Below are 18,645 nucleotides of genomic sequence, written 5' to 3'. Positions count from 1 at the left end.
GCCTTGGTAATACGTGGTGATTTTACCGTTGGCGGTAGCTTGAGCCTGCGCCGCATCCACCAACGCCTGATCCGCCGCATCGATGGCCAGCGCAATGTCTCCATCCTGCACTGATACCCAGCTGGCACCGCTCCAGGTGCTTGGGTGATTGGCGTTGGCCGTGTTGTACCAAGTATCCCCCACATTGTGCACACCACTCGGCGGGCTGCTTTGTCGATACACTTTAACAGTGTTGCTGTTGTTAATGCCGGGCGGTATGGCATCATCCGAGACAAAAGTCAGGGTTTCTGCAACCATGTGGCCACGCGCCACAATATTGTTAGCCACTAACAGACCGTCCGGATTATCTAACACGGTACCATCGGGCATGGTGTACGGCTCCGAAGCTGGGCTAAACAGCTTGTAACCGGTACCGCTGTCGTCATCCCAGTTCTGTGATTCAACTTCAATCGCCACTAAACGCTCTACAACAGTAGTGATCAAGTCCTGCTCTCGGGTGGTGCCGGTTCGGATATACAGAAAATCCGACTTGCCGTAAATGTTGACGGTGCGGATCCAGTAGTGCTGCCAGCGATCGGGGGACAGCGTTGAATGGTTAAAGCTCGACCCGGTATGCACTTTCTCCGCTCTGGCAATGTCTACCTCACTCCAGGTGGCAGGGTTGGATATATAGCTGGCGTTATCAGCCAGGTACCAGAATTCAAATAAGGTACCGACCGGAACCGGCACCGCAAACTGCGGCTTTAAATGGATGCTCCAGTTAGATCGATCAATATCCACATTACTCGGCACCTGAGGGGTATCAACGACAAAGTTAGTTGAGCTTTGCGGGCTTCGTCTCCCCTCGCTGCTGACGCTGCGGACGTACGCTTTATAGTTGGCCACCGGCAATCCGTTAAGCTGGTAACTGTTGCCTACGGTCTGGCCAGACTGCACCAGCTGCTCAACGCCGCCCGTTAAAATCTGGTAGAGCTGGATCTCATTGAATGCCGTTTGCGGCGCGCGGGTTTGCCAAACCAGTTTACCCTGAACCACTTCACCCAGTGATTCCGCCAGGAACTGAACGTTGGTTGGTGCCGCAATGCCACCTGGGGGCAGATTGGTCAGTGGCGGCGGGATAAACTCTTGGCCGACCGCATCATCGTAGATGTCTGCGCTTTCCTGATGCAGCTCAATGTTGACGCCCTCGCCCAGATGAGAATCACACGATACCACGCGAAACTCGCCCGTCAGGCCCACTGATGGCACATCCAGACGCACTACACGACCTCGTCGGCAATATAAGCCTTTTAAGTTCATCCTGAACTTGAGTACCGCGCCAGCTTGGGCGCGCTTAATTTCGATATGACCGAGGCGCTGCGCCTGATAAGCGGATGTAACAAACCGGAAATTCAGATCGGTTTTGATTTCTTCCCCATCGCGCGCGATCGCTTCTTCATCTTTGATGGCCGGGTAATCGGTTTCGACATAATTCTGACTCGGGTCAATAAAGGTACCACCAACCACATTGGTGGCGTGGGCGCGGGCTGGCTCCGGTTGTACATCGATGTCGCTGATGATGTCAGATTCATTTATTGTAAATGTGGCAGGGCCATAGTATGCCGCGGGTAAAATCCCGACTTTGCCGCCAATCCTGACCAGCTCTGCACCGCTGCATCTGAGCAAGTCCTGCAGAATATCGCCTCGCTTTTCATCGAGCAGACACGAACCATTCACTGTGTAGCGCTTTTCCATCGTGCCATTGGGATTCACGACTTGTTCATCGCAAAGATTCGCGGCAGGAATAAAGCCGCCAAACCCCGTCCAGATAATTTCATCATCGGAGTAGTTAAACAGGGTCTGCAACACCCAGAGTGTCACCAGGGCCGCGTTATTGCTGTAGCCGGTTTGGTCAATGCGGGGATCGTAGATTTCATTACACCCTTTGAGCTTAAAGCGTGGGGTCGGGATCCCGTTGGTGTACTTTTCGCTATCAAATAACATCGAGACACGTGCCCAGGTTGTCCCCCGGCCTATCATGTCTTCGGTCCAGCTCGGACCATGCTCTAATAAATACGCATCCGTTTGGGTCGGATTAATATGAATGGCGTAATTGGCTTTATCCTCATACGTTTCGATACGTTCATCATCAAAATAGACCTGGTCTACGCGAGAAATGGCATGGCCGGCAATCCCGATCGCATTGAATAACCACTCCTCATAAGTGCCATCGTAATTATCATTGCCGCCTCGCTCCTCCTCCGCATAGAGCCATACCCCGGATACTAAGGTTTCTCCGAGGACGATTTGCTTGGCGGCGGTGCCCGATCGTATCAATTGCTTCCTTTCAGCTTGGCTGACACTTGCCCCGAGTTTTGGGGTGGCGATCGACATCCCCATATACACGGACGCGGCCGCAAAGCCGATTGCAATGGCGGTACCGAGTGTGGCCCCCAATGCGCCGGATACTATCGCCGTCACCGCGGCGATCGCTGCTGCTACTGCCATTATTCCACTCTCCAGGCTAATACGGGCTCATGACCTACCGGACCGACCCCTGAGGGCGTGACAGCCCAAATTCCGGTCCCCCACACCACACCAGCGGCGTCCCCCTGATCGGTTTTCATTAATACAATGTCGCCCCGCTGAGCGCGTTCGGGCGGGATTTGCGCAAAGCAATCATCAAACAGCGCCGTTAACGAGCCGTGGCGCGCTGCCAGGGCACGTTTGGCACCCAGCTCTGTGTGATAGTGACCTCGGTACTCTTTTAGGGGATCGATGTCACACACTGCGATAGAACAAGCCGCGGCAAACACGCAGCAATCATGCTCCCCCCAGGAAAAAGGGATGTGCTGGGCCTGCGTCATCACTTCAGTGAGACGCATTGACCAATCGGGTTTTCTCATGGTGATCACTTCTTATAAGTTTGGGCGTCTTTCTTCGCGCCCCAGGACACTTGACGGTCGGCGGTTTGGGCGGCGAACTGGGCGATCCGGTCGCCCGACTCCAGGCTTTGATGGCTTTCATCGTTCCAGCGGTAGCCAAGAGCACGATCGTAAAGTTCGAACTTGTCGGCCAGGGTCAAAGACACCCGGTTAGCACTACCGGTTCTAACCGCATAACTGATCATCGTGCCCGACAATAGTGTCTCCGCGAAAATCAGCTGGCCGTTTTCATCCCAGACCAGACCAAAAATAGAGCCGGATCGGCCCCGGCATTTAGATTGCAACACAGCGCTCATGACAGAACCCGGAATGCCGGACAGTTCCAGTTCGACCCGGCCAGGCTGACTGTCGCCTAGTTCATCAACCACACCGACTGAACCGAGATTACCGACTCCTAGGTATTCATAACCGGCGATCTGAATGGTACCGATCCCGGTATGTGAACGGCTCATGCCGTCCGGGAAGTCCAGCGCGCAGGCGTAGCCGATATAAGCGCCATCCCGACTGGCCGCCGCGATAAAATCGTCACTAAACATAAAACGCCTCTATCACTTCGACAGACACATCACTAAATCTCGGGCGGTTGGCCAGCTTGCCCTGCGCGTCATCTTTGAGCCTGAAAACCCCAACGGGCTTATCCATAACTATGGGTTCCCCATTCGCCGGGCTGTGACGCAGCCAGGGGTAAAACTCCAGCGTCGCCATACCGCTCTCACTCGATACCACATCTTTTTTGCTTTGCTTGAGCTCTTGACCGACACTGAAGTAGTCACCGGCTTTCATGACCAGCTGACCCGGCAGCCAGCCTGATGTCAGCAAAATACCGCCCTGCTGATTTTGCATCGACACCACCGGACTCCCCTTGGCAGGCTTGCCGCCGTTTTTCAGGTCACGCAGCAAAAATCGCCCGTTCGCCCCGCCCAAAGAGCGGATAAAAACCTCAATAAGGCGGGCTTCATCTCGGGTCAGGTTCTGAAATTGCATGGTTCCGAGCCACTGACTACCCGGAAAAGAGGTCGTCTGTACTGATTGGTTAAACGTGCTGGTGAACGTTTTAGTGTGCGCCTGCAGATGCCAGTCCATCGTGGACGGAATCAGCGTTTCTGGCCAACTGTCCATTGCTTAGACTCCTGTACTTCGTTTGAATTGGGCGCGGATGCCCCTCCCGGTTTCAAAATCGCGCGCTACGCGCTCATAACCTTGCTGAGCACCTTGCTCTGCGGCACGACGCACTAAATCACGCAAGGTTTCATCACCGTTACCGTTGATGTGGAAATGCTGCTCAAACGTCGCTCCGCCGCCCCCACCGCCGGATCCAGTCGTGACCGCGTTGTACATTTCATCCATTTGGCGCGCGCTGCTGTTGGTCAGTACCCGCTCCCCCTTATCGAGTAACCAGGTACCCTCTCGTGGGATGTAATCCATCCCACTGTGAGCCATGCCAGACAATGCCTGCCCCGCGACCACCCCGACACTGGCATAACCCAGTGCGCGTACCCCTGCGGCCAGCGACAAACCCGCAGGGCCAGGAAAAGCGGCCATAGCAGCGACTGCTGCCTGCTCAGTGGACACAATCATTGACGGGATCGCCGCGGCTTTTTGCACCGCAAACATGGTTTTGTACAGCAGTGAGCTTTCTTGTCCGGCGTCTTTGAGAGCAGATGTGGTGATACTGAGCTGCTGCTCAGTAAAACTGAGCAAGTCCATGGCGGTTTCTTGCTGGAACTTTTGCCGTTTTTTGGCTTCGTTGATTTCAATTTCGGTGATCCGGCTCTGATGGTCTTGCCACAGCGTTTCCCGGTTTGCGAAATATTCATCTTCCAGCTGCTGCTGTAGCTGCTGGTTGGCTTGAGCGGCGGTATACGCAGCTTGAAACTGCTTTGACAACTGAGCTTGTCGGTCAGCATACGCGAACGACTCGCGCGCATAATCTGCCTGATCGCCTGCCGCCATGATCGCCTGGCGGCGGCTCCACTCCTGCGCAATCTGGTTGGTCGCCTCCCGGAATGAGGTCACCGCTTTATTTTCTGCCCCTCCAGTACCGCTGCCAGTCCCGCTGTTACGATTCAACGATTCAACATACGCTTTCGACAAGTCGTTGAACTTGGCCATCGTATCTTGGTACCACTGCTCGATACCATCCGATGGCAGGGGCTGACTGGCTAACGTTCTCAGCTCCCAAAGCGAGTTATTTAAGTCTAATGAGGCTTGATTGACGGTAGACGCATCAAATAACTGCGGGGGTGGCATATTAGAGAACTGGCGCAACGAGGCGGCCATATTGGCGGCTTCATCACTGAAATTACCCGCCAGATCGAGCGCCACTTGCAACGGGGAAATGACCAATTGAAAAATAAACTGACCCAACTGATGTAAGCCGGTCGTCACCGCTTGCGCGGCGGCCATAAAACCGACCTTAAATCCATCCCACGCTACAGCCAGACCTTTGATGATGATCTCCACCCCATGCAGGCTATCCGCCATCAGGCCAACCCCTTGCGTCGTTGAGTGGATCCCCTCGGCAATGATGGTATTCATGCCACCGAATTGCTGGGTATAACGCAGAAATCCATCCGCCATTTCTGCGATGATCGGCGCTAACTGAGAGGTGAAAGACTGGTAAATACCCTGAGTTGCCGCGTTGATTTTGTACATTGCATCGTTCGCCATTTCGACTTTAGCGGCGTCTACGCGAGACAAGGTGATGCCCAGCCGATCGGCTTCATCAGCCATCGATTGCAAACCATCGGCCCCACCGGCCAGCATGTTGACCATGCCAACCCCCTCGGAGTCAAACAGTTTGAACGCCAGGCGAACGCGCTCAGACTGGCTTTCAACATCGGTAAAAGCATCCGCCAGTGCGTATAGCTGCTGATCTGGCGTCATGTTACCCAGCGCCTGCGCATCAAGGCCGAGAGCGCGCAGGGCCGGGGCCGCCTCACCGCTCCCCTGAGCCGCTTCCGCAATCCTGCGTGTCATTCGTTGCAATGACATATCGAGATTTTTGCTCCCTACCCCCGTGAGCTCCGCCGCGTGGCGAAACTGGGTCAGGGCTTCGGTCGAAATGCCGACCCGATCGGCAAATTTGGCGGTCTGGTCAATGAGTGAGGCTTGCTGTTTGTAGATCACCGCCAGGGCAGCGGTGGCGGCAGTCGCGGCGGCCGCACTGGCTACCGCCGCCGTTTTAAAGCTAGAGCTGACCCGGTCTGACCAACTTTTCGCGCGCCGATTAGAGCGGTCGAGCTCAGACACAAATTGCGCGGAATTGGCATACAGGGCCACCGTAAGGCGGGCGATGTCCGACATTACATTAACATCCTTTCACAGAGGCTGACTTGATCATCAACGTTCGATTGGTTGTATATCTTCGGTTGATTGGTTGGCGTTCGGCCTGTTGGCCCGGCGGGCTGACGTTCTCGTTTAAGCGCGAAATACGCCATCCAGAGTGCCAACAGTTCACTGTCGGCTTGTTGGTAAATAGTGCGAGGGTCGACGATACCCAGCGCTTCACCCAAGAAGAAACAGAAGTGAAGCGCGGGCTCGCCGGTTAGCCGTTTTTTGCGTCGGACTCTGAGCTGTCAATCATGTAATTGAGGTTACAAATCGTATTCAATGCCGCGCTGATCGCGTTGGGCGTGTGTACGGACAGAAGTTCGTCAGCAGTGACGACCGCGGCTATCGGGGATCCGGCATCATCCACAATCGAATCTAAGATAAGCTGAGCCGATACTTTTTGAATCGAATCGGCGTCTTCTTGTTTCTGAGCCTCTTTCATATCTTTATCAAACGCAGCTAAGCGCGCAGCCGTGAGTCGCTGCAGTGGGAATTCCGATCCAAGCATCGGGCGCGTGACTGTAGTCTGTTTGAGCGGGGTTAAAAGCAGGGATTTAATGTCCATGGGTTATCCTTATTTTGATTAAACTACCGCGGTTTTGCCGCGCGTGATGCCATTTTGCTTACCGCTGACGACCAGGTACATGGGCTGGTTCTTATCCAGCTCTCGGTGTGACCAGCCACCCAGCGCCAGAATCATGTCGGCCCAGCGTGTATTCGGAAATTCAATGCGTACTTTGACGGTTTGCAGGTTTTCCGCAGCATCAAGAAACGCTTGTAAATCGGCATCGTCCGGGTCATCCAAAAAGACCAGCTCTTTTTCAGGGCCGTCCGGCAAATCGGCGATCGATTTGGTTTCAGTATCAATCAGGCGGGTACAGGCGACAAAGCCAGAGGTTTTACCGGTGACCCCGACCGAATCCGCGTCTTTGAGCAGTTTTAAATCTGCCGTTTCATCCGACACCTGCCCCCATGACACGCGGGTGCCCGCGGGCAGCTTGGCGTAAGTACCCGGATCTTTAATTTCAGACATAAAAGCCTCTTAATGGTTAATGGTAAAATCACGTGTGAACCGGTAAATGGTGAGGCCGGTATCATTGTTCATCCAGTTTTCTGACCCGCCGCTAAAGCTGGCCAACTGGATTGGATAGGCGGCGGGTGTGCCGGGATTGAGCTCGCCCGTAAAATCGCTGAGCGCCGCCGTTAATGTCGCCGCCGCGGCTTTGCCCTGATCAGGGTCAGAGTGATAAACCGAAAAGGAATATACATCCTCGGCGATCCCGGTCGAACGCAGATTGCCACTGACCACGCCTGGCGACAGGCAGTGATACACGACACATTCATCCGAGCTTTCCGGGCGCTTGAGCCAGTACACGTCCAACCCGGTGAGGGTTTGCAGCCAGGTGGTAATAGCTTCATTGATCATTTGGCTCTCTTGCGTATCGCGGTTTGAATTTCAATGGCTAAACGCGTTTTAAAGGTGTTTACTACGCGCTCCCGGTTTTCATACAGTGATGACCGCATAAACGGATCCGCCGCCTGTTTAGCGGTACCGTACTCCTGAGCAATCGCTTTCTGACTGTGCTTTTTCGATGGCCCCACCCGAATGGCGATCGCGTTATCTGCGCCGCCGCGGCGGGCGTCTTGCTTTTTGGTGGTAATGCGAATGGAATCTCGCATGTGCTCACCATCCGGGTCATCACTCACCCCGGCCCCCATTGCCATGGCCAGCTGCACCCCACCCATGGCCTCACGTCCGGCCTTGCGTAAGGCCGTAATGCCCGCTTTCGCGCCAATCTCTTTCAGAGACTGTTCCAACTCTTTCAATCCGGTCACTTCAAACCGTTCAATCATGAATTGTTCTCCTTTTGTTGCTGCGGGGGCGGTTTCGATTTTGGTGAAAATTCGGCATCAAACATCAGTGTCCGGCAGCGGGGATCGGCATCGTCCACTGCAGTGATTTTCAACCATTTACCCCGCCATTCGACCCAGTCCCCATACTCAACGCCAGAACGCCAACGGATGCGAAAGCGGTACTGATTTAGACCTCGCTCTCGGTCATCATCTGTGGTATTGCCTCCACCACCACTGACCAGCTCCCCTTTCGTGGTGGTAAACAGGCTCAGCGCGTGAATCATTGCGCCGCTGGGCGATTTGATTTCAACTAACTGGTACAGCACTAGCTGCTGGTTGAGCTTTCCGGCTTGCATCGCATCCTCACAAATTCAAGTCCCGATCGAAACTCAGTAGAAATTCCAGCCCGAGCGGCAATTTTTTCACACTGCTTTCGGTCACGGCCTCTCGATGTTCAAACCAATGGCCAACCAGCAACAGTACCGCCAACTCAGTGTCTTCGTGGGCCGTCAGCGCGTTGTCCGGGATCAGATCCGGGTCGGCAGGCACCTGGTCCGCCGTCCAGTACACCGGGCGGTTGAGAAACTTCTCTACCGTCCGCTTCGCCGCCGCCAGATACAACGTCAACGAGGGGTCATATTCGGTCTGATCCGGGTCAATGCTGCACTGGGCTCTGACAGCATCGAGATCAAGCATCGATACTGACCGCCGCACCGTTGGCAATCAAACGAGCCGCTTCATCATCGGAACATGGGTACACATCCCCGGCAGAAAACGACCGCTGCAGCGCTGAATCCCAAAAGGCCAGTTTGAGTTTCACGCCGGTCACGACTTTTGGGGTTTCTTGGGTTTCTTGGGGCTCTTGGGTCTCTTGCTGCTCTTGATCGGTTTTTTTGGGTTTTGCTGTAGCCATCAGACTCTCCTTAGGGCAAGAAAAAGCCCGCACTCGGCGGGCTTAATATTCAGATACGGTTAAGCGGCGTGTTTCAGTGACGCAATCGCGGCTACATCTTCCAGCAGCACATCGAAACGGTGGAAACCGATATAGCCCATCTGGTCAAATTCAGCGTAACGCTCGGTCAGACGACGAAGGTTCATGTAATTCACGCGGCGCAGGATCACAGATAACCAGTCACCATAAAACACCGACTGATTACCGGCACCGGCTTTTGAAATCCCCTGATCAATGATGTACTGGTCACCGTCAATAGTGGCTGGCGCAACGCCGGAAATCGCAGGCAACCACAGCGGGCGGCCATTGACATCGTTCATCAGTTTAAAGCCTTTGAACGTATCATCATTAAAGGCCCAGCGCGTGTTCGGTCCATTGCGGTACGCCGGATCCACTTTGTGTTTCAAAGTGATCAAATCGGCATACGTCACGCCATTTTGAGCAGCGGCATCGGCGTTCAATTTGACCTGAGCATTTAACCCTTTCACGTTGTTGCCAGTGCCATCCCCTGTGATGATTTGATTGGCTTCCAGACGGCCAAGGCGCTGGCCGATGCGGCGCGCGATAAAACCGTCGATGTCAATGGCGCTGTCCTGCAACAGTTCATTAGACACCAGGATGATTTTAGAACTGCCTTTTTTGGCGCCCAATTCTACCTGTGAAAAAGTTGGATCCGATTTTCCCGACTCCTGATGTTCAGCCAGCATTTCCCCGATTTCGGTGCGGCCATCGGATACCGCCCACGGCATCGCCTGGCCATTTTGAGTGTTAATCACCTGACAGACATTCGCAATGCCGCCGTACACCGCCATGCTTTCAACAACACGGTTCACAAACGCTTTGGGGACGGTAAAGCCACCCGTTGCCCCCGTTCCCGCGCCCAATGCGCGCAGCTGTACTTTTTCTTCCTGTGATAACTCGGCAAAGCCATGGCGAAGAAAATTGGTAAAGGCTTTCTCCTGACGCTGCTCCACCGACTGATCACGCCCATCAGATTCTGGCGAATCGGGATGGTCGCGCACGTATTGTTCATCCATGCCACGCAACTGATCTTCACGCTCAATTTTGGCATCGAGGTCTTCCACTTCTGAGGTCATGTTGCGCCACTGAGTGGTTTCGTCTTCGGTAAAGGCGCGCTTTTCATCTTTTGCCGTGTCGTTCAACTGACGCATTTGGCGCGCGATCGTGTCGCGTTTTTTCTTCATTTCATGGTATTTCATGGGCTCTCCGGGTTCGGTAAGAGGAATTAAAGGGTTTGCAACAGCCGATCGCGGTGCTGCTGTTCCTGATGTAGCGCCAATTGGCGCTGTTCTTCACTGTCACCAGCACACGCTGCTTTGGCTTCTTCCAGGGCGCGGGTGCTGGCTTCGGTGTCGTTGTAGGCTGGATAGGTCACTGGGCAGACATCCAGCAGTTTGGAAACGCGGATGATGGTTCGGATGTACACGCCGTCGTCCCCCTCATCCCATCGGTACCCGTCCGATGGCAGTCGAAAGGCAAACGAGCTCTGACTGATGTCGCCGCGAGCCATCGGCTCTAACACCATGTCACGGACCATCTGGGTATCGGGCGGCGTGATTTCGTAGCGCAAACCGATATCATCCACACTCAGCGATAAAGTGCCGGACACGCTGCGCCCTAGCACGAAATTGCGGTCATGATTGAACAGACCGCGCACGTCATCATCGAGCACATCATCAAACGCCCCCGGCGCAATCACTTCAACAAAGCCGCCCAGGTTATTGCTGCGCGTGTTGAATTTCGCGGCGTAACCCACAATGCGCGGGCTCTCGCCGTCTTCACGCTTTTCGACTTTGATTTCATCACTGCGGATAAACACCTTATCCACGACTTTACTCATTGGCGGGTACCTCTTTCGGCTGCAAATCTGCACTGAGCAGATAGGTGTCCAGGCCATCGGCGGCGTTCATGTCTTCAAACTCGCGCACCTGGTTTCGGGTTAACCATCCATCACGGATGGCTTTGGAATAGAACTCGGCGCGCTCTTTAGCGGTACCACGCAACAACCCGTTAAGGTTGAATTTGACGTAGTAACCCGCCCGGCGCTCTTGTTCGGTGAACAGCTTTCGATTGAGCTCCTGCTCCCACTTCACCACCCAGGGGATCATGGTATGGCGCACAAACTGGATAGCCTGTTCTGAAATGTTGGAAAAGGTCGCTTTTTCCAGATCGTTAATCATGTGGGCGGGCACGTTGTAAATGCCGGCAATCTCAGATCGGCTGAATTTTCGCGTTTCAAGGAACTGGGCATCTTCCGGCGGAATGGTGATCGACTGGTACGCCAGTTCCGAGGGTAAAAACAGAGTCTTATTGTCCTGGCTTTGCATCTCGCGTTTGGATTTGCGCCACCTTTCAATAAGTCGCTCCCAAGTGCCTTTGTCCAATGGCGATTTGACCGACACAATGCCGGTCGGCTTACCGCCACTGCGGAAGAACTGGTTGCCATACCCTTGCGTTTCCTGAGCCAGCGCGAACGCTTCCCGGCACTGAGCAATCGGACTGACGCCCACTTTTCCGTCCGCCCCAATGGCTTTAACATGAATCATGTCCTCGGGCGCGACCGCCCGTGGCCGGACGTCATCGCCGGTGACCGCATAGGTGTAACGCCCGTGCGCGGTTTTGGTCAGGGTCGACTCCCAAGGTCGGATGAGGCTCAGTTCGCGCAGCTCCCCGCTGCGCGGATGGCGCACGATCTCGGTGTAGTGGTTACCCCACCCGCTGACGTGCACCATGCCGCTCTCGCGCCAGTCGTAACTGGTCTGAAAAGCGTTCGGTTCATCATGCAATAGGTAATACGCGGGGTGGTCGGTGGCGCGCGCCACCTTGCCGTCCTGATCCCGCCGCATCACATGCAGCGGCAATTGCCCCATCGAGCGCCCCAGGACGCCAATACACGAGTAGACCGCCGATAAGCTCATGGCTGACGCGATGCTGACGCCCGAGCCACCGCCCCAATCGTCCGGGTCCAGCTCAGACAGCGGGGTGGCAGGGCTCTCCGGGTTCGATCGCTGCTCAAACAGTAAATCAAGCATGGCGTCCCCCGTTCGCACGTAAGGCCAGCAAAGCAAACGTCAGCAGCATCACGCCACCGGACATCAGGCTCACAGCCAGACCGAACTCAAGATAAACCCCGGTCAGCAACGCGAAAAATCCCACGATGCCGAGCAGGTTGAGTAAATGTGTCACAGCGTTAAATCCTCATCGTCAAGATCATCGAATGGGTTAAAGGTATCGGTGGCCAGGTGTGCCCGGTACACCGCCATGATGAGTGCGACCGCACCATCAATCTTCTGATCGGGTTTGTCTTTCCTTGGAAAGTGGTTGTCATTGGCGTCCGGTTTGCTAACCACATTACTCATCATCCAAGTCAACACCGGGTTACCATCGTGATGAAACCGACCCGATTTGAGCGCGGCTTCAATTTCCAACATGCCCGGCGATAAATGGGCGGTCGTCTGGGGGATCTTGACCACCGTCAGGCCCGCTGCGGTAAGCTCCTGCGCCAACTGAGTCGACCCCCAAGGGTCGTGCGGCACTTCGCGCACCTCGTACTCGTCCGCAAAGCGCTCTATCTCTTCGCCAATTTCGTTAAAATCGACTTCGGCCCCCTCTGTCGCAATCAGGGCGCTGCCGCCACTGTTAGCCCAGGGCGTGTTGACCCATTTCTGATACACCTTGTGGTTTTTCGTGTCGGGGTCGAATACCGTATCTTCCGGAAGAAAGTGCCGGGAAAATGCGTAGAAATGCAGCAGGCCTTTGTCATCTTTGCGGGTGAACAGCAGCACCTGGCTGCAAATATCAATCTTTGAGGCCAAATCGAGCGATAACCAGCACCCGGATGTCTTGAAATCCGACAGTGACAGTGAGGTGTCTTCGGCGCGTTTCCAGTCCTCCATATTGAAAAAGGCACTGGAGGCAGACACCCATTTGTTGAGGTGTTTGGTTTTGAACGTGTTGGCATAGCGCGGGTTACGAATGGCACGTTGCTGCTGACTGATCAACCAGTCTCGATCAACCGACACCCCGAGGTTAGGGTTCGCTTTGGCCAGCACCTTGGGATCGGTCCAGTCGTCCCCGTCATCAATGGTGTAGATGATGCCGAATATCTCATCATCATCCGTTGTGCCCTCCAGGATTTTTCGCACGTCATCGTGCAAATCCTTACAAGGCCCGGCGATGTTGTACCCCGCCGTGGTGATCACAAAAATCAACGGCTGATCACGCGCGCCCATCCCGGTGGACATTGTGTCGAACAGCTCCGGGCCATCGTGTTCGTGGTATTCATCCACAATCGCACAATGCGGGCTGGAGCCATCCCCCGGGTCCCCGATGACTGGCTCAAACAAACTGCCGTCCGGACGCTCCATTTTCTTGGCCATCACATCAATCAGAAATGACCGGCGCAAGTTGGGCAGTGCCTCCGCCATTTTTTTGGCTGGCTTAAACACCTCCCAGGCTTGTTTCTCGGTGGTTGCGCCGCAATACACCTCGGCCCCGTATTCGTTATCGGGGGCAAACATCCAGAGCCCGTTGCCTGCCGCAATAATGCTCTTGCCGTTTTTTCTAGGCACTTCCACATACGCCACCCGAAACCGGCGGCGCTTGTCTTTCTTGCGTTCCCAACCGTAGATACAAGCGTGAATAAAAAGCTGCCAGGGTTCGAGCTGGATGCGGCGATCTTTTAGGGGTTTCTTCGCCCACTTGCCTTTAGTGTGCGGCAGCAGCTGAATGAATCGACACACCGCCTCCGCTCGGTCTTTGTTAAAGCGGTATGGGTAGTCTTTATTTTTGCTTTTGTTGAGATCATCCAAATGCCGCTGACAAGCTTGGATCACCGGCTTTCCCGCCACTATCCGACCGCTCACCACATCACGCGCATATTTAGCGGCGGCGCTGACGTTCGGATACTTAGCCATAGTTATCTCACTGGTAAGAAGTCGTTAAACTCGTTCTCTGGCTCGTGATTCCCTCCCCCCCCGCCACCGGTCATCCGGCGCAGGCTCAGCGGATCCAATCCAAGCAAACTGCCAATGCGCACCATTGACGCGAGCGCATCCTGACGAACGTTAACCACCGGGTTTTTCTTCGGACCGCCTTTGGCGCTGAACACCGTCATACCGCTGGTCATAATCTCTGTTTCCGCTTCCAGATAAAGGGAATAGCTGTTGCAGTACGCCAGCAAAAGCGGCGCATGGTCGAGCGTTAATAGGCGGCGGTTAATCAGGATCTGACTTTGCATCATCCACATGGAGCGCGCTTGTTCATCACGCAACTGCTCCGGCGGGTCAATACTAACCAACGCCTCATTTTTTGGCGCAACGGGTAAGGTATTTCCCTTACCGCTGGGGCGGCCTGCGCCGCTGGCTCTTGTCATGATAAAAACCCTCTAATTCACTGTGACGCGTCACGATCTCGCCGCCGTGAAAAAAAGATCCTTATTTATTGCACATAAAAATTGACCTGGGGCGGCGGTACGGAAAGCACAGGTCATAGGGATTGGACCCGCCCCCCTACCAAGAGGAAGCGGCATTTAACACCCCTGAACAGGCCAACAAAGCCTTGCGGCTTCTTGGCTGATAGGGCTGTAAGGGTGAATTCTTTTCGTACCATGTGAGCATGTCTATCAAGGTCTAGTTTGATGTTGAAAACGATTCAAAATACCCGGGCAGAACTGAGATAAATCAGCCCAAAAAACGCCAGTTTGATCTAAATAAGGATCTGTTTTTGCGTTTTTAATGCGGGTTTTTCTGGCGTTCCCGTGCTGTTTTATGACGGTGGCAAGGCTTACATAAGCACTCCAGGTTCGTCAGGGCATCGGTACCGCCATGCTCTTTGGCCACAATGTGGTCCACATCCGACCCCAGCACCGCAAGCCCCTCCCGTCGGCAGGCTTGGCACAGGTGTTTGTCCCGCCTTAGCACCAGCTCTCGGAGCTTCTCCCAGTCGCTGCCATACCCGCGCTGATGCCGGGTGCGGCCACCCTGATGCGTTTCCCATCCGGTGTGGCGGTGCTGCTCACAATAGCCGCTCTTGTCATTGGTCAACCCACCGCAATGCGGGTGGCGACACGGCTTTGGTGTACGTGGTGGCATAGATAAATATCCTTTAGGCACTCAATAAATACACAAAGGATATTTGAAAGGGTCACCGCCGTGGGCTCTGCTGTTAAATGGCCGAAGCCTGGCAACGCTCGGCGGCGTCGCAAAGTCACTAGCATTCTAGCCGTTGGCGGTGTTAGAACTGGCTTTAAGGCAGCCAGTAGCCTTGGGTCATGGTTTCTTATCGCTTGCTGATGCGTTAAAGGGTCGCGAATCCTTACTCATCCCTGCTTTACAGCCCCGTGCGGGATACGTCGCCGTCACACGTTACCCCCTTAGCCAGCGCCTGATTGATGGTCATCAATGCAGTTATTCAGTGCCTCGATGTACATCATCAAATTCTGGTAAGAGCGTTCGGGGTAATAGATGCCCCCAGACTCCACCCGGTACCACGCCAACTGGGGCGCGACCGGCTTACAATCCGGGGTATTACTGATGGTCGTCTTCTGGATGGATTGACACCCGGCCAGAACTAGGGCCAAAACGCTCAGCATTAGCAGCGTCTGGATCGGCTTTGATTGCATTCACTCGTTCCTCTCGTTGCTGGCGTTTCTGCTTGGCTTTCAGTTTGACCCAACGTAGCAGGCCAAACTGAATCACCACGCCTAAGGTATTTAGCCAGTTAGGCAATGGGTGTTTTCTTGTGATGTAGCGGGTCGTTAAACACATCATTGGTTGCCGTTCCGCGGTTCGCTGCTAAAAACTCAAGGAATGCAATCAACCAAGTCGGCAACTTAGCCAACCACTTAGGCGGGATCAGTTGCCGCAGCTGCGACCAAATCACCAAAAATCCGGTGACCCAGAGCGCAATCACTTGGCCCGTATCACCCAGTAAAGTAGTGAGCACCATCGGCCAGTCGAACGTCAGCGCCGGGTCGGCCACTTCTGCGCTGGCTAACGCAAACGGCGTAAATAACACCATCGTCACTAAGCACAACCATTTCTTCATTGGTATTTACTCCATAGATAAAGGCGGCTTTCACCGCCCGTTTGCCCGGTTAAGGGCGGGATCCTGCTCAGCACTGCAAAATCTCAAGCGGGAAATGTTTGATGAATTCGGCTTCGGTACCGTCCCCCAATTCGGTGTTGTAGTGGGCTTTCCAATACGCCGCCAGTCCGGGCACGTCTCCGGCGGCGGGCAGTGGCTCTTTGACCCGCCAGTAATGTACCCGGCACATGGCCACGGCAAACGCCAAATTGGTCACCAGCTGAGTCGGGTGCGGTAACATGTCATCATCCAGGCTTTCCATGGCGGCCAGCTCAGTGATCTTATTGGCCAGCGGGCGGTTGTAGGCCAGAAAGTGATTCCAGATGTCGTGATAAGTGGCGGGCTCCATCTGAACCAGACCTAAGGCCGGGCCGTGATTCAGTTGCACCAGGTATTCCGCTCGACTTTCCTGGTAAATGGTACCAACCACTAATTGCTCAGCGGCGCGAGAATACAACCCAAGCTTTTGCAGTGTTGGGCGCACCACGTTAATGGTGAGTTGAACCGGGTTCATTTTAGGTTCTCCTTTGGCTTGCGGCGCTTGCCATCAAAGTGCACATAGATGTCAAACACCAGGCGGGCGAAAATCACGACTAAACCACCCAGCGACACCAAATTGGCTAATGTCACATCAGGGTTGTGTACCGTGCTTTCAGCGATTTGTTTGGCGTTGGCCGCCACGTTATTACTGAAAAGGCTCACACCTGATCCACCGACGTAGGCGATTAAGCGGCCTTTCCATTCCTGGTACTTTTGCAATAAATCAGGGATAAGCATTTTCATAGGCATTGTCTGAGGGCATAAAAAAAGCCCGCTACATAGGTAACGGGCTTTGCTTTACTTTGGGCAGTAAAGCTAACGACTGGCTAAGGTATCGCGGCTGACAAGGTGAACTACAACCACAATGAAGCAAACCATACCGAAAACCCTGAGTGAACGCAACACAAAAGGTGGTAAAAACACAATATCTAGTCTTTTTGTGGTAAATGAATCACTATTTTCCCCGTGCCAGCGTGAGGCTGAGACGCGCCGGACTGTGACGCGTCACGGGGCAGTAACCATGTTCGCAGCTTCTCCGCTGCAGTGGCAGCACCACGGCACATCTCAGCGAGAGCCGCGTTGAATCTTGCAAGCATAGAGTGGATTTCAGCAGAGGCTCTGACAGCGAAAAATGCCTGAAACTGAATGGACTGCGCGCGCGATCGGGCTTGCTGCGTTCGGGCGGGCCAGTAGCGACCATGTTTGCTCGCGCGTTTTCTTCGGTGGCTTAATCTCATAGCATTAGCTCCTTACACACAGGGTTCTTGATGTGCAGCAGGCACTCAGCCTCGCCCGCAAACAGACCACCGCAGCCGCCGGGCAGGGTGGTACGACATTTCTCACATGGGGTATTAGCCAGTTGAGCCAGTTGGGCCTGATAGCGCTTCCAGTCCCGGTCAATCAGCAAAGCGACATACTCCCCGGCGTCATACGGAGTCCGCCCCGGAGCCCGGCCCGACAACAGGGTATTGAGTCGCTCTTGCTCCACATCGGCCAGCTCCACCCTCAACAGTTTATTGCCCGCTGCCTTTTTCCTCTGGCGTGACCGCTGCTGGCGGCGCTTATTCGCTTCACGTTGCTTGTCGGTGGTCATGATTCCCTCCCCTGGTGACTATCGGCGTAAGCGGACGGTGACGCCCGGTACCCGTTCCGTGATGGTCTTCAACTGCTCATTAAACACCACCAAGAATCCATTGCTGTCCCGTTCGTACCGGGTCACCTCTTCGGTGGTGGTGTTCACCTCCACCACAAACGGGATTTCATGGCCGTGGCCATCGTATACCGCTCTTTCCCGAGTCGTATTTTCAACGTTGTAAATCATGCGCTCTCCTTTGGGTTGTCAGCCCCAATCACGCTGTTGAGTAAGCGCGTGGCCTTTTGGGGACTGGCCAGGTACAACAGCGCCACAATCAGGAAAGCCAGAAACCCATAACCCCGCCCAGCGGGCTTAAACTTTTTACGGGGCAGACTCTGTGCCTTATTCATGCTCCACCGCCTTAGGTGCGGCGTTAATGGCCTGACACACCACATTGGCGGCGTCCGTGATGGCCGCTAAATGCTGCTGCTCGGCATTCAGGCCAGGACACTGGCGGTTAAGCTCCGCCGCGATCGCTTTCATCATCGCCAGCTGACAAATCTGGAACTTGCTGATCACCAAATCGGTGTTAGCCGGCTCTTTGATTTTGTTCAGCGCTTGGTTATAACGATCGGAGTTCATCCAGACAATCAAGCCGGTGATGCGGCCCGTGATGATGTCGTTCGCCGGGCGCGGGGTACCGAACGTCACCAGGGCGTCTCTCCCTTTGGTCTTCACCCCTAACAGGTTAGTGTTCAGTTGCTGGACGCTGAGTTGTTCATGGCCAATCGCGTCAAAAAGTTGGTTCAGAGTTGTCATTAAATATCTTCCTTTGTGTAAGAGTTGCCAATCAGCCCGCC

Annotated in this window: 27 protein-coding genes; all 27 read right to left on the bottom strand. The window is 54.5% G+C overall.

Going from position 1 to position 18,645, the window contains the following annotated elements; all coding sequences use genetic code 11:
- Window positions 1-2,487 (bottom strand): phage tail protein (locus E6C74_RS20340; RefSeq protein WP_136487880.1); only part of this gene is annotated, 2,487 nt, incomplete at its 3' end.
- Window positions 2,487-2,885 (bottom strand): hypothetical protein, encoded by a 399-nt coding sequence (locus E6C74_RS20335; RefSeq protein ID WP_136487879.1) that lies wholly within the window; start codon window positions 2,883-2,885, stop codon window positions 2,487-2,489. The genes E6C74_RS20335 and E6C74_RS20340, both read right to left, overlap by 1 nt.
- A 5-nt stretch (window positions 2,886-2,890) precedes the next feature.
- Window positions 2,891-3,460: a hypothetical protein gene (locus E6C74_RS20330; RefSeq protein WP_136487878.1), complete on the bottom strand. Its 570-nt coding sequence runs from the start codon at window positions 3,458-3,460 to the stop codon at window positions 2,891-2,893.
- Window positions 3,453-4,043, bottom strand: a complete 591-nt coding sequence (locus E6C74_RS20325; protein WP_136487877.1) for a hypothetical protein — start codon at window positions 4,041-4,043, stop codon at window positions 3,453-3,455. The genes E6C74_RS20330 and E6C74_RS20325 overlap by 8 nt, the downstream gene beginning before the upstream one ends.
- 3 nt (window positions 4,044-4,046) lie before the next feature.
- On the bottom strand, window positions 4,047-6,230 hold the full coding sequence (locus E6C74_RS20320) for a hypothetical protein (protein ID WP_136487876.1): 2,184 nt from the start codon (window positions 6,228-6,230) through the stop codon (window positions 4,047-4,049).
- Between the two features lie 241 nt (window positions 6,231-6,471).
- A complete protein-coding gene (locus E6C74_RS20315; RefSeq protein ID WP_136487875.1) occupies window positions 6,472-6,822 on the bottom strand; it encodes a hypothetical protein in 351 nt (116 codons plus the stop codon).
- Between the two features lie 18 nt (window positions 6,823-6,840).
- Window positions 6,841-7,290 (bottom strand): phage tail protein, encoded by a 450-nt coding sequence (locus E6C74_RS20310; RefSeq protein ID WP_136487874.1) that lies wholly within the window; start codon window positions 7,288-7,290, stop codon window positions 6,841-6,843.
- A 9-nt stretch (window positions 7,291-7,299) separates the two neighbouring features.
- A complete protein-coding gene (locus E6C74_RS20305; RefSeq protein ID WP_136487873.1) occupies window positions 7,300-7,683 on the bottom strand; it encodes a hypothetical protein in 384 nt (127 codons plus the stop codon).
- Window positions 7,680-8,111: an HK97-gp10 family putative phage morphogenesis protein gene (locus E6C74_RS20300; RefSeq protein ID WP_136487872.1), complete on the bottom strand. Its 432-nt coding sequence runs from the start codon at window positions 8,109-8,111 to the stop codon at window positions 7,680-7,682. The genes E6C74_RS20305 and E6C74_RS20300 overlap by 4 nt, the downstream gene beginning before the upstream one ends.
- The gene (locus tag E6C74_RS20295) at window positions 8,108-8,467 is read right to left on the bottom strand and encodes a head-tail adaptor protein (protein ID WP_136487871.1); all 360 of its coding nucleotides are present in this window, start codon (window positions 8,465-8,467) and stop codon (window positions 8,108-8,110) included. The genes E6C74_RS20300 and E6C74_RS20295 overlap by 4 nt, the downstream gene beginning before the upstream one ends.
- Before the next feature lie 7 nt (window positions 8,468-8,474).
- A complete protein-coding gene (locus tag E6C74_RS20290) occupies window positions 8,475-8,807 on the bottom strand; it encodes a head-tail connector protein (RefSeq protein ID WP_136487870.1) in 333 nt (110 codons plus the stop codon).
- Complete coding sequence (locus E6C74_RS20285; RefSeq protein ID WP_136487869.1) at window positions 8,800-9,024, bottom strand: hypothetical protein; 225 nt, start codon at window positions 9,022-9,024, stop codon at window positions 8,800-8,802. Before E6C74_RS20285 ends, E6C74_RS20290 begins: the two co-directional genes overlap by 8 nt.
- A 59-nt stretch (window positions 9,025-9,083) precedes the next feature.
- Complete coding sequence (locus E6C74_RS20280; protein WP_136487868.1) at window positions 9,084-10,283, bottom strand: phage major capsid protein; 1,200 nt, start codon at window positions 10,281-10,283, stop codon at window positions 9,084-9,086.
- A gap of 26 nt (window positions 10,284-10,309) precedes the next feature.
- The gene (locus E6C74_RS20275; RefSeq protein ID WP_136487867.1) at window positions 10,310-10,924 is read right to left on the bottom strand and encodes an HK97 family phage prohead protease; all 615 of its coding nucleotides are present in this window, start codon (window positions 10,922-10,924) and stop codon (window positions 10,310-10,312) included.
- Window positions 10,917-12,002, bottom strand: coding sequence for a phage portal protein (locus E6C74_RS20270; protein WP_276605451.1), 1,086 nt, complete (start codon window positions 12,000-12,002; stop codon window positions 10,917-10,919). Before E6C74_RS20270 ends, E6C74_RS20275 begins: the two co-directional genes overlap by 8 nt.
- A 106-nt stretch (window positions 12,003-12,108) precedes the next feature.
- Window positions 12,109-12,270 carry a hypothetical protein gene (locus tag E6C74_RS21050; protein ID WP_168797073.1) on the bottom strand — a complete coding sequence of 54 codons (162 nt, stop codon included), beginning with the start codon at window positions 12,268-12,270 and terminating at the stop codon, window positions 12,109-12,111.
- Window positions 12,267-14,000, bottom strand: a complete 1,734-nt coding sequence (locus E6C74_RS20265; RefSeq protein WP_240798229.1) for a terminase TerL endonuclease subunit — start codon at window positions 13,998-14,000, stop codon at window positions 12,267-12,269. The genes E6C74_RS21050 and E6C74_RS20265 overlap by 4 nt, the downstream gene beginning before the upstream one ends.
- 2 nt (window positions 14,001-14,002) lie before the next feature.
- Entirely contained in the window at window positions 14,003-14,458 is a 456-nt protein-coding gene (locus E6C74_RS20260; RefSeq protein ID WP_136487864.1) for a phage terminase small subunit P27 family, read from the bottom strand.
- Window positions 14,459-14,816: 358 nt separating this feature from the next.
- Complete coding sequence (locus E6C74_RS20255; protein WP_240798228.1) at window positions 14,817-15,197, bottom strand: HNH endonuclease; 381 nt, start codon at window positions 15,195-15,197, stop codon at window positions 14,817-14,819.
- Between the two features lie 414 nt (window positions 15,198-15,611).
- Entirely contained in the window at window positions 15,612-15,812 is a 201-nt protein-coding gene (locus E6C74_RS21045) for a hypothetical protein (RefSeq protein WP_168797072.1), read from the bottom strand.
- On the bottom strand, window positions 15,805-16,131 hold the full coding sequence (locus E6C74_RS20245; RefSeq protein WP_136487861.1) for a hypothetical protein: 327 nt from the start codon (window positions 16,129-16,131) through the stop codon (window positions 15,805-15,807). The genes E6C74_RS21045 and E6C74_RS20245 overlap by 8 nt, the downstream gene beginning before the upstream one ends.
- A gap of 67 nt (window positions 16,132-16,198) precedes the next feature.
- Window positions 16,199-16,684 carry a hypothetical protein gene (locus E6C74_RS20240; RefSeq protein WP_136487860.1) on the bottom strand — a complete coding sequence of 162 codons (486 nt, stop codon included), beginning with the start codon at window positions 16,682-16,684 and terminating at the stop codon, window positions 16,199-16,201.
- Entirely contained in the window at window positions 16,681-16,953 is a 273-nt protein-coding gene (locus tag E6C74_RS20235; RefSeq protein ID WP_136487859.1) for a hypothetical protein, read from the bottom strand. Before E6C74_RS20235 ends, E6C74_RS20240 begins: the two co-directional genes overlap by 4 nt.
- Window positions 16,954-17,443: 490 nt before the next feature.
- Window positions 17,444-17,803 (bottom strand): hypothetical protein, encoded by a 360-nt coding sequence (locus E6C74_RS20230; RefSeq protein ID WP_136487858.1) that lies wholly within the window; start codon window positions 17,801-17,803, stop codon window positions 17,444-17,446.
- 18 nt (window positions 17,804-17,821) lie between these two features.
- The gene (locus E6C74_RS20225; protein ID WP_136487857.1) at window positions 17,822-18,031 is read right to left on the bottom strand and encodes a hypothetical protein; all 210 of its coding nucleotides are present in this window, start codon (window positions 18,029-18,031) and stop codon (window positions 17,822-17,824) included.
- Complete coding sequence (locus E6C74_RS21040) at window positions 18,028-18,195, bottom strand: hypothetical protein (protein WP_168797071.1); 168 nt, start codon at window positions 18,193-18,195, stop codon at window positions 18,028-18,030. Before E6C74_RS21040 ends, E6C74_RS20225 begins: the two co-directional genes overlap by 4 nt.
- A complete protein-coding gene (locus tag E6C74_RS20220) occupies window positions 18,188-18,604 on the bottom strand; it encodes a hypothetical protein (protein WP_136487856.1) in 417 nt (138 codons plus the stop codon). The genes E6C74_RS21040 and E6C74_RS20220 overlap by 8 nt, the downstream gene beginning before the upstream one ends.
- Window positions 18,605-18,645: the final 41 nt, after the last annotated feature.

The sequence above is a fragment of the Vibrio sp. H11 genome (assembly GCF_004804295.1).
In the GTDB taxonomy this organism is placed as follows: Bacteria; Pseudomonadota; Gammaproteobacteria; order Enterobacterales; family Vibrionaceae; genus Vibrio; species Vibrio ostreae.
Note: the sequence above shows the minus strand (reverse complement) of the source record. Positions and strands in the feature narration are given on the sequence as shown.

What these genes read in the sequence shown, in the direction of transcription:
- E6C74_RS20275 (WP_136487867.1), bottom strand. Translation starts at nt 10,924, where the DNA reads ATGAGTAAAGTCGTGGATAAGGTGTTTATCCGCAGTGATGAAATCAAA.
- E6C74_RS20260 (WP_136487864.1), bottom strand. Translation starts at nt 14,458, where the DNA reads ATGACAAGAGCCAGCGGCGCAGGCCGCCCCAGCGGTAAGGGAAATACC.
- E6C74_RS20285 (WP_136487869.1), bottom strand. Translation starts at nt 9,024, where the DNA reads ATGGCTACAGCAAAACCCAAAAAAACCGATCAAGAGCAGCAAGAGACC.
- E6C74_RS20280 (WP_136487868.1), bottom strand. Translation starts at nt 10,283, where the DNA reads ATGAAATACCATGAAATGAAGAAAAAACGCGACACGATCGCGCGCCAA.
- E6C74_RS20305 (WP_136487873.1), bottom strand. Translation starts at nt 7,683, where the DNA reads ATGATCAATGAAGCTATTACCACCTGGCTGCAAACCCTCACCGGGTTG.
- E6C74_RS21040 (WP_168797071.1), bottom strand. Translation starts at nt 18,195, where the DNA reads ATGAATAAGGCACAGAGTCTGCCCCGTAAAAAGTTTAAGCCCGCTGGG.
- E6C74_RS20245 (WP_136487861.1), bottom strand. Translation starts at nt 16,131, where the DNA reads ATGAAGAAATGGTTGTGCTTAGTGACGATGGTGTTATTTACGCCGTTT.
- E6C74_RS20225 (WP_136487857.1), bottom strand. Translation starts at nt 18,031, where the DNA reads ATGATTTACAACGTTGAAAATACGACTCGGGAAAGAGCGGTATACGAT.
- E6C74_RS20290 (WP_136487870.1), bottom strand. Translation starts at nt 8,807, where the DNA reads ATGCTTGATCTCGATGCTGTCAGAGCCCAGTGCAGCATTGACCCGGAT.
- E6C74_RS20325 (WP_136487877.1), bottom strand. Translation starts at nt 4,043, where the DNA reads ATGGACAGTTGGCCAGAAACGCTGATTCCGTCCACGATGGACTGGCAT.
- E6C74_RS20295 (WP_136487871.1), bottom strand. Translation starts at nt 8,467, where the DNA reads ATGCAAGCCGGAAAGCTCAACCAGCAGCTAGTGCTGTACCAGTTAGTT.
- E6C74_RS20320 (WP_136487876.1), bottom strand. Translation starts at nt 6,230, where the DNA reads ATGTCGGACATCGCCCGCCTTACGGTGGCCCTGTATGCCAATTCCGCG.
- E6C74_RS20335 (WP_136487879.1), bottom strand. Translation starts at nt 2,885, where the DNA reads ATGAGAAAACCCGATTGGTCAATGCGTCTCACTGAAGTGATGACGCAG.
- E6C74_RS20330 (WP_136487878.1), bottom strand. Translation starts at nt 3,460, where the DNA reads ATGTTTAGTGACGATTTTATCGCGGCGGCCAGTCGGGATGGCGCTTAT.
- E6C74_RS20270 (WP_276605451.1), bottom strand. Translation starts at nt 12,002, where the DNA reads ATGAGCTTATCGGCGGTCTACTCGTGTATTGGCGTCCTGGGGCGCTCG.
- E6C74_RS20230 (WP_136487858.1), bottom strand. Translation starts at nt 17,803, where the DNA reads ATGACCACCGACAAGCAACGTGAAGCGAATAAGCGCCGCCAGCAGCGG.
- E6C74_RS20240 (WP_136487860.1), bottom strand. Translation starts at nt 16,684, where the DNA reads ATGAACCCGGTTCAACTCACCATTAACGTGGTGCGCCCAACACTGCAA.
- E6C74_RS20315 (WP_136487875.1), bottom strand. Translation starts at nt 6,822, where the DNA reads ATGGACATTAAATCCCTGCTTTTAACCCCGCTCAAACAGACTACAGTC.
- E6C74_RS20220 (WP_136487856.1), bottom strand. Translation starts at nt 18,604, where the DNA reads ATGACAACTCTGAACCAACTTTTTGACGCGATTGGCCATGAACAACTC.
- E6C74_RS20300 (WP_136487872.1), bottom strand. Translation starts at nt 8,111, where the DNA reads ATGATTGAACGGTTTGAAGTGACCGGATTGAAAGAGTTGGAACAGTCT.
- E6C74_RS20235 (WP_136487859.1), bottom strand. Translation starts at nt 16,953, where the DNA reads ATGAAAATGCTTATCCCTGATTTATTGCAAAAGTACCAGGAATGGAAA.
- E6C74_RS20310 (WP_136487874.1), bottom strand. Translation starts at nt 7,290, where the DNA reads ATGTCTGAAATTAAAGATCCGGGTACTTACGCCAAGCTGCCCGCGGGC.
- E6C74_RS20265 (WP_240798229.1), bottom strand. Translation starts at nt 14,000, where the DNA reads ATGGCTAAGTATCCGAACGTCAGCGCCGCCGCTAAATATGCGCGTGAT.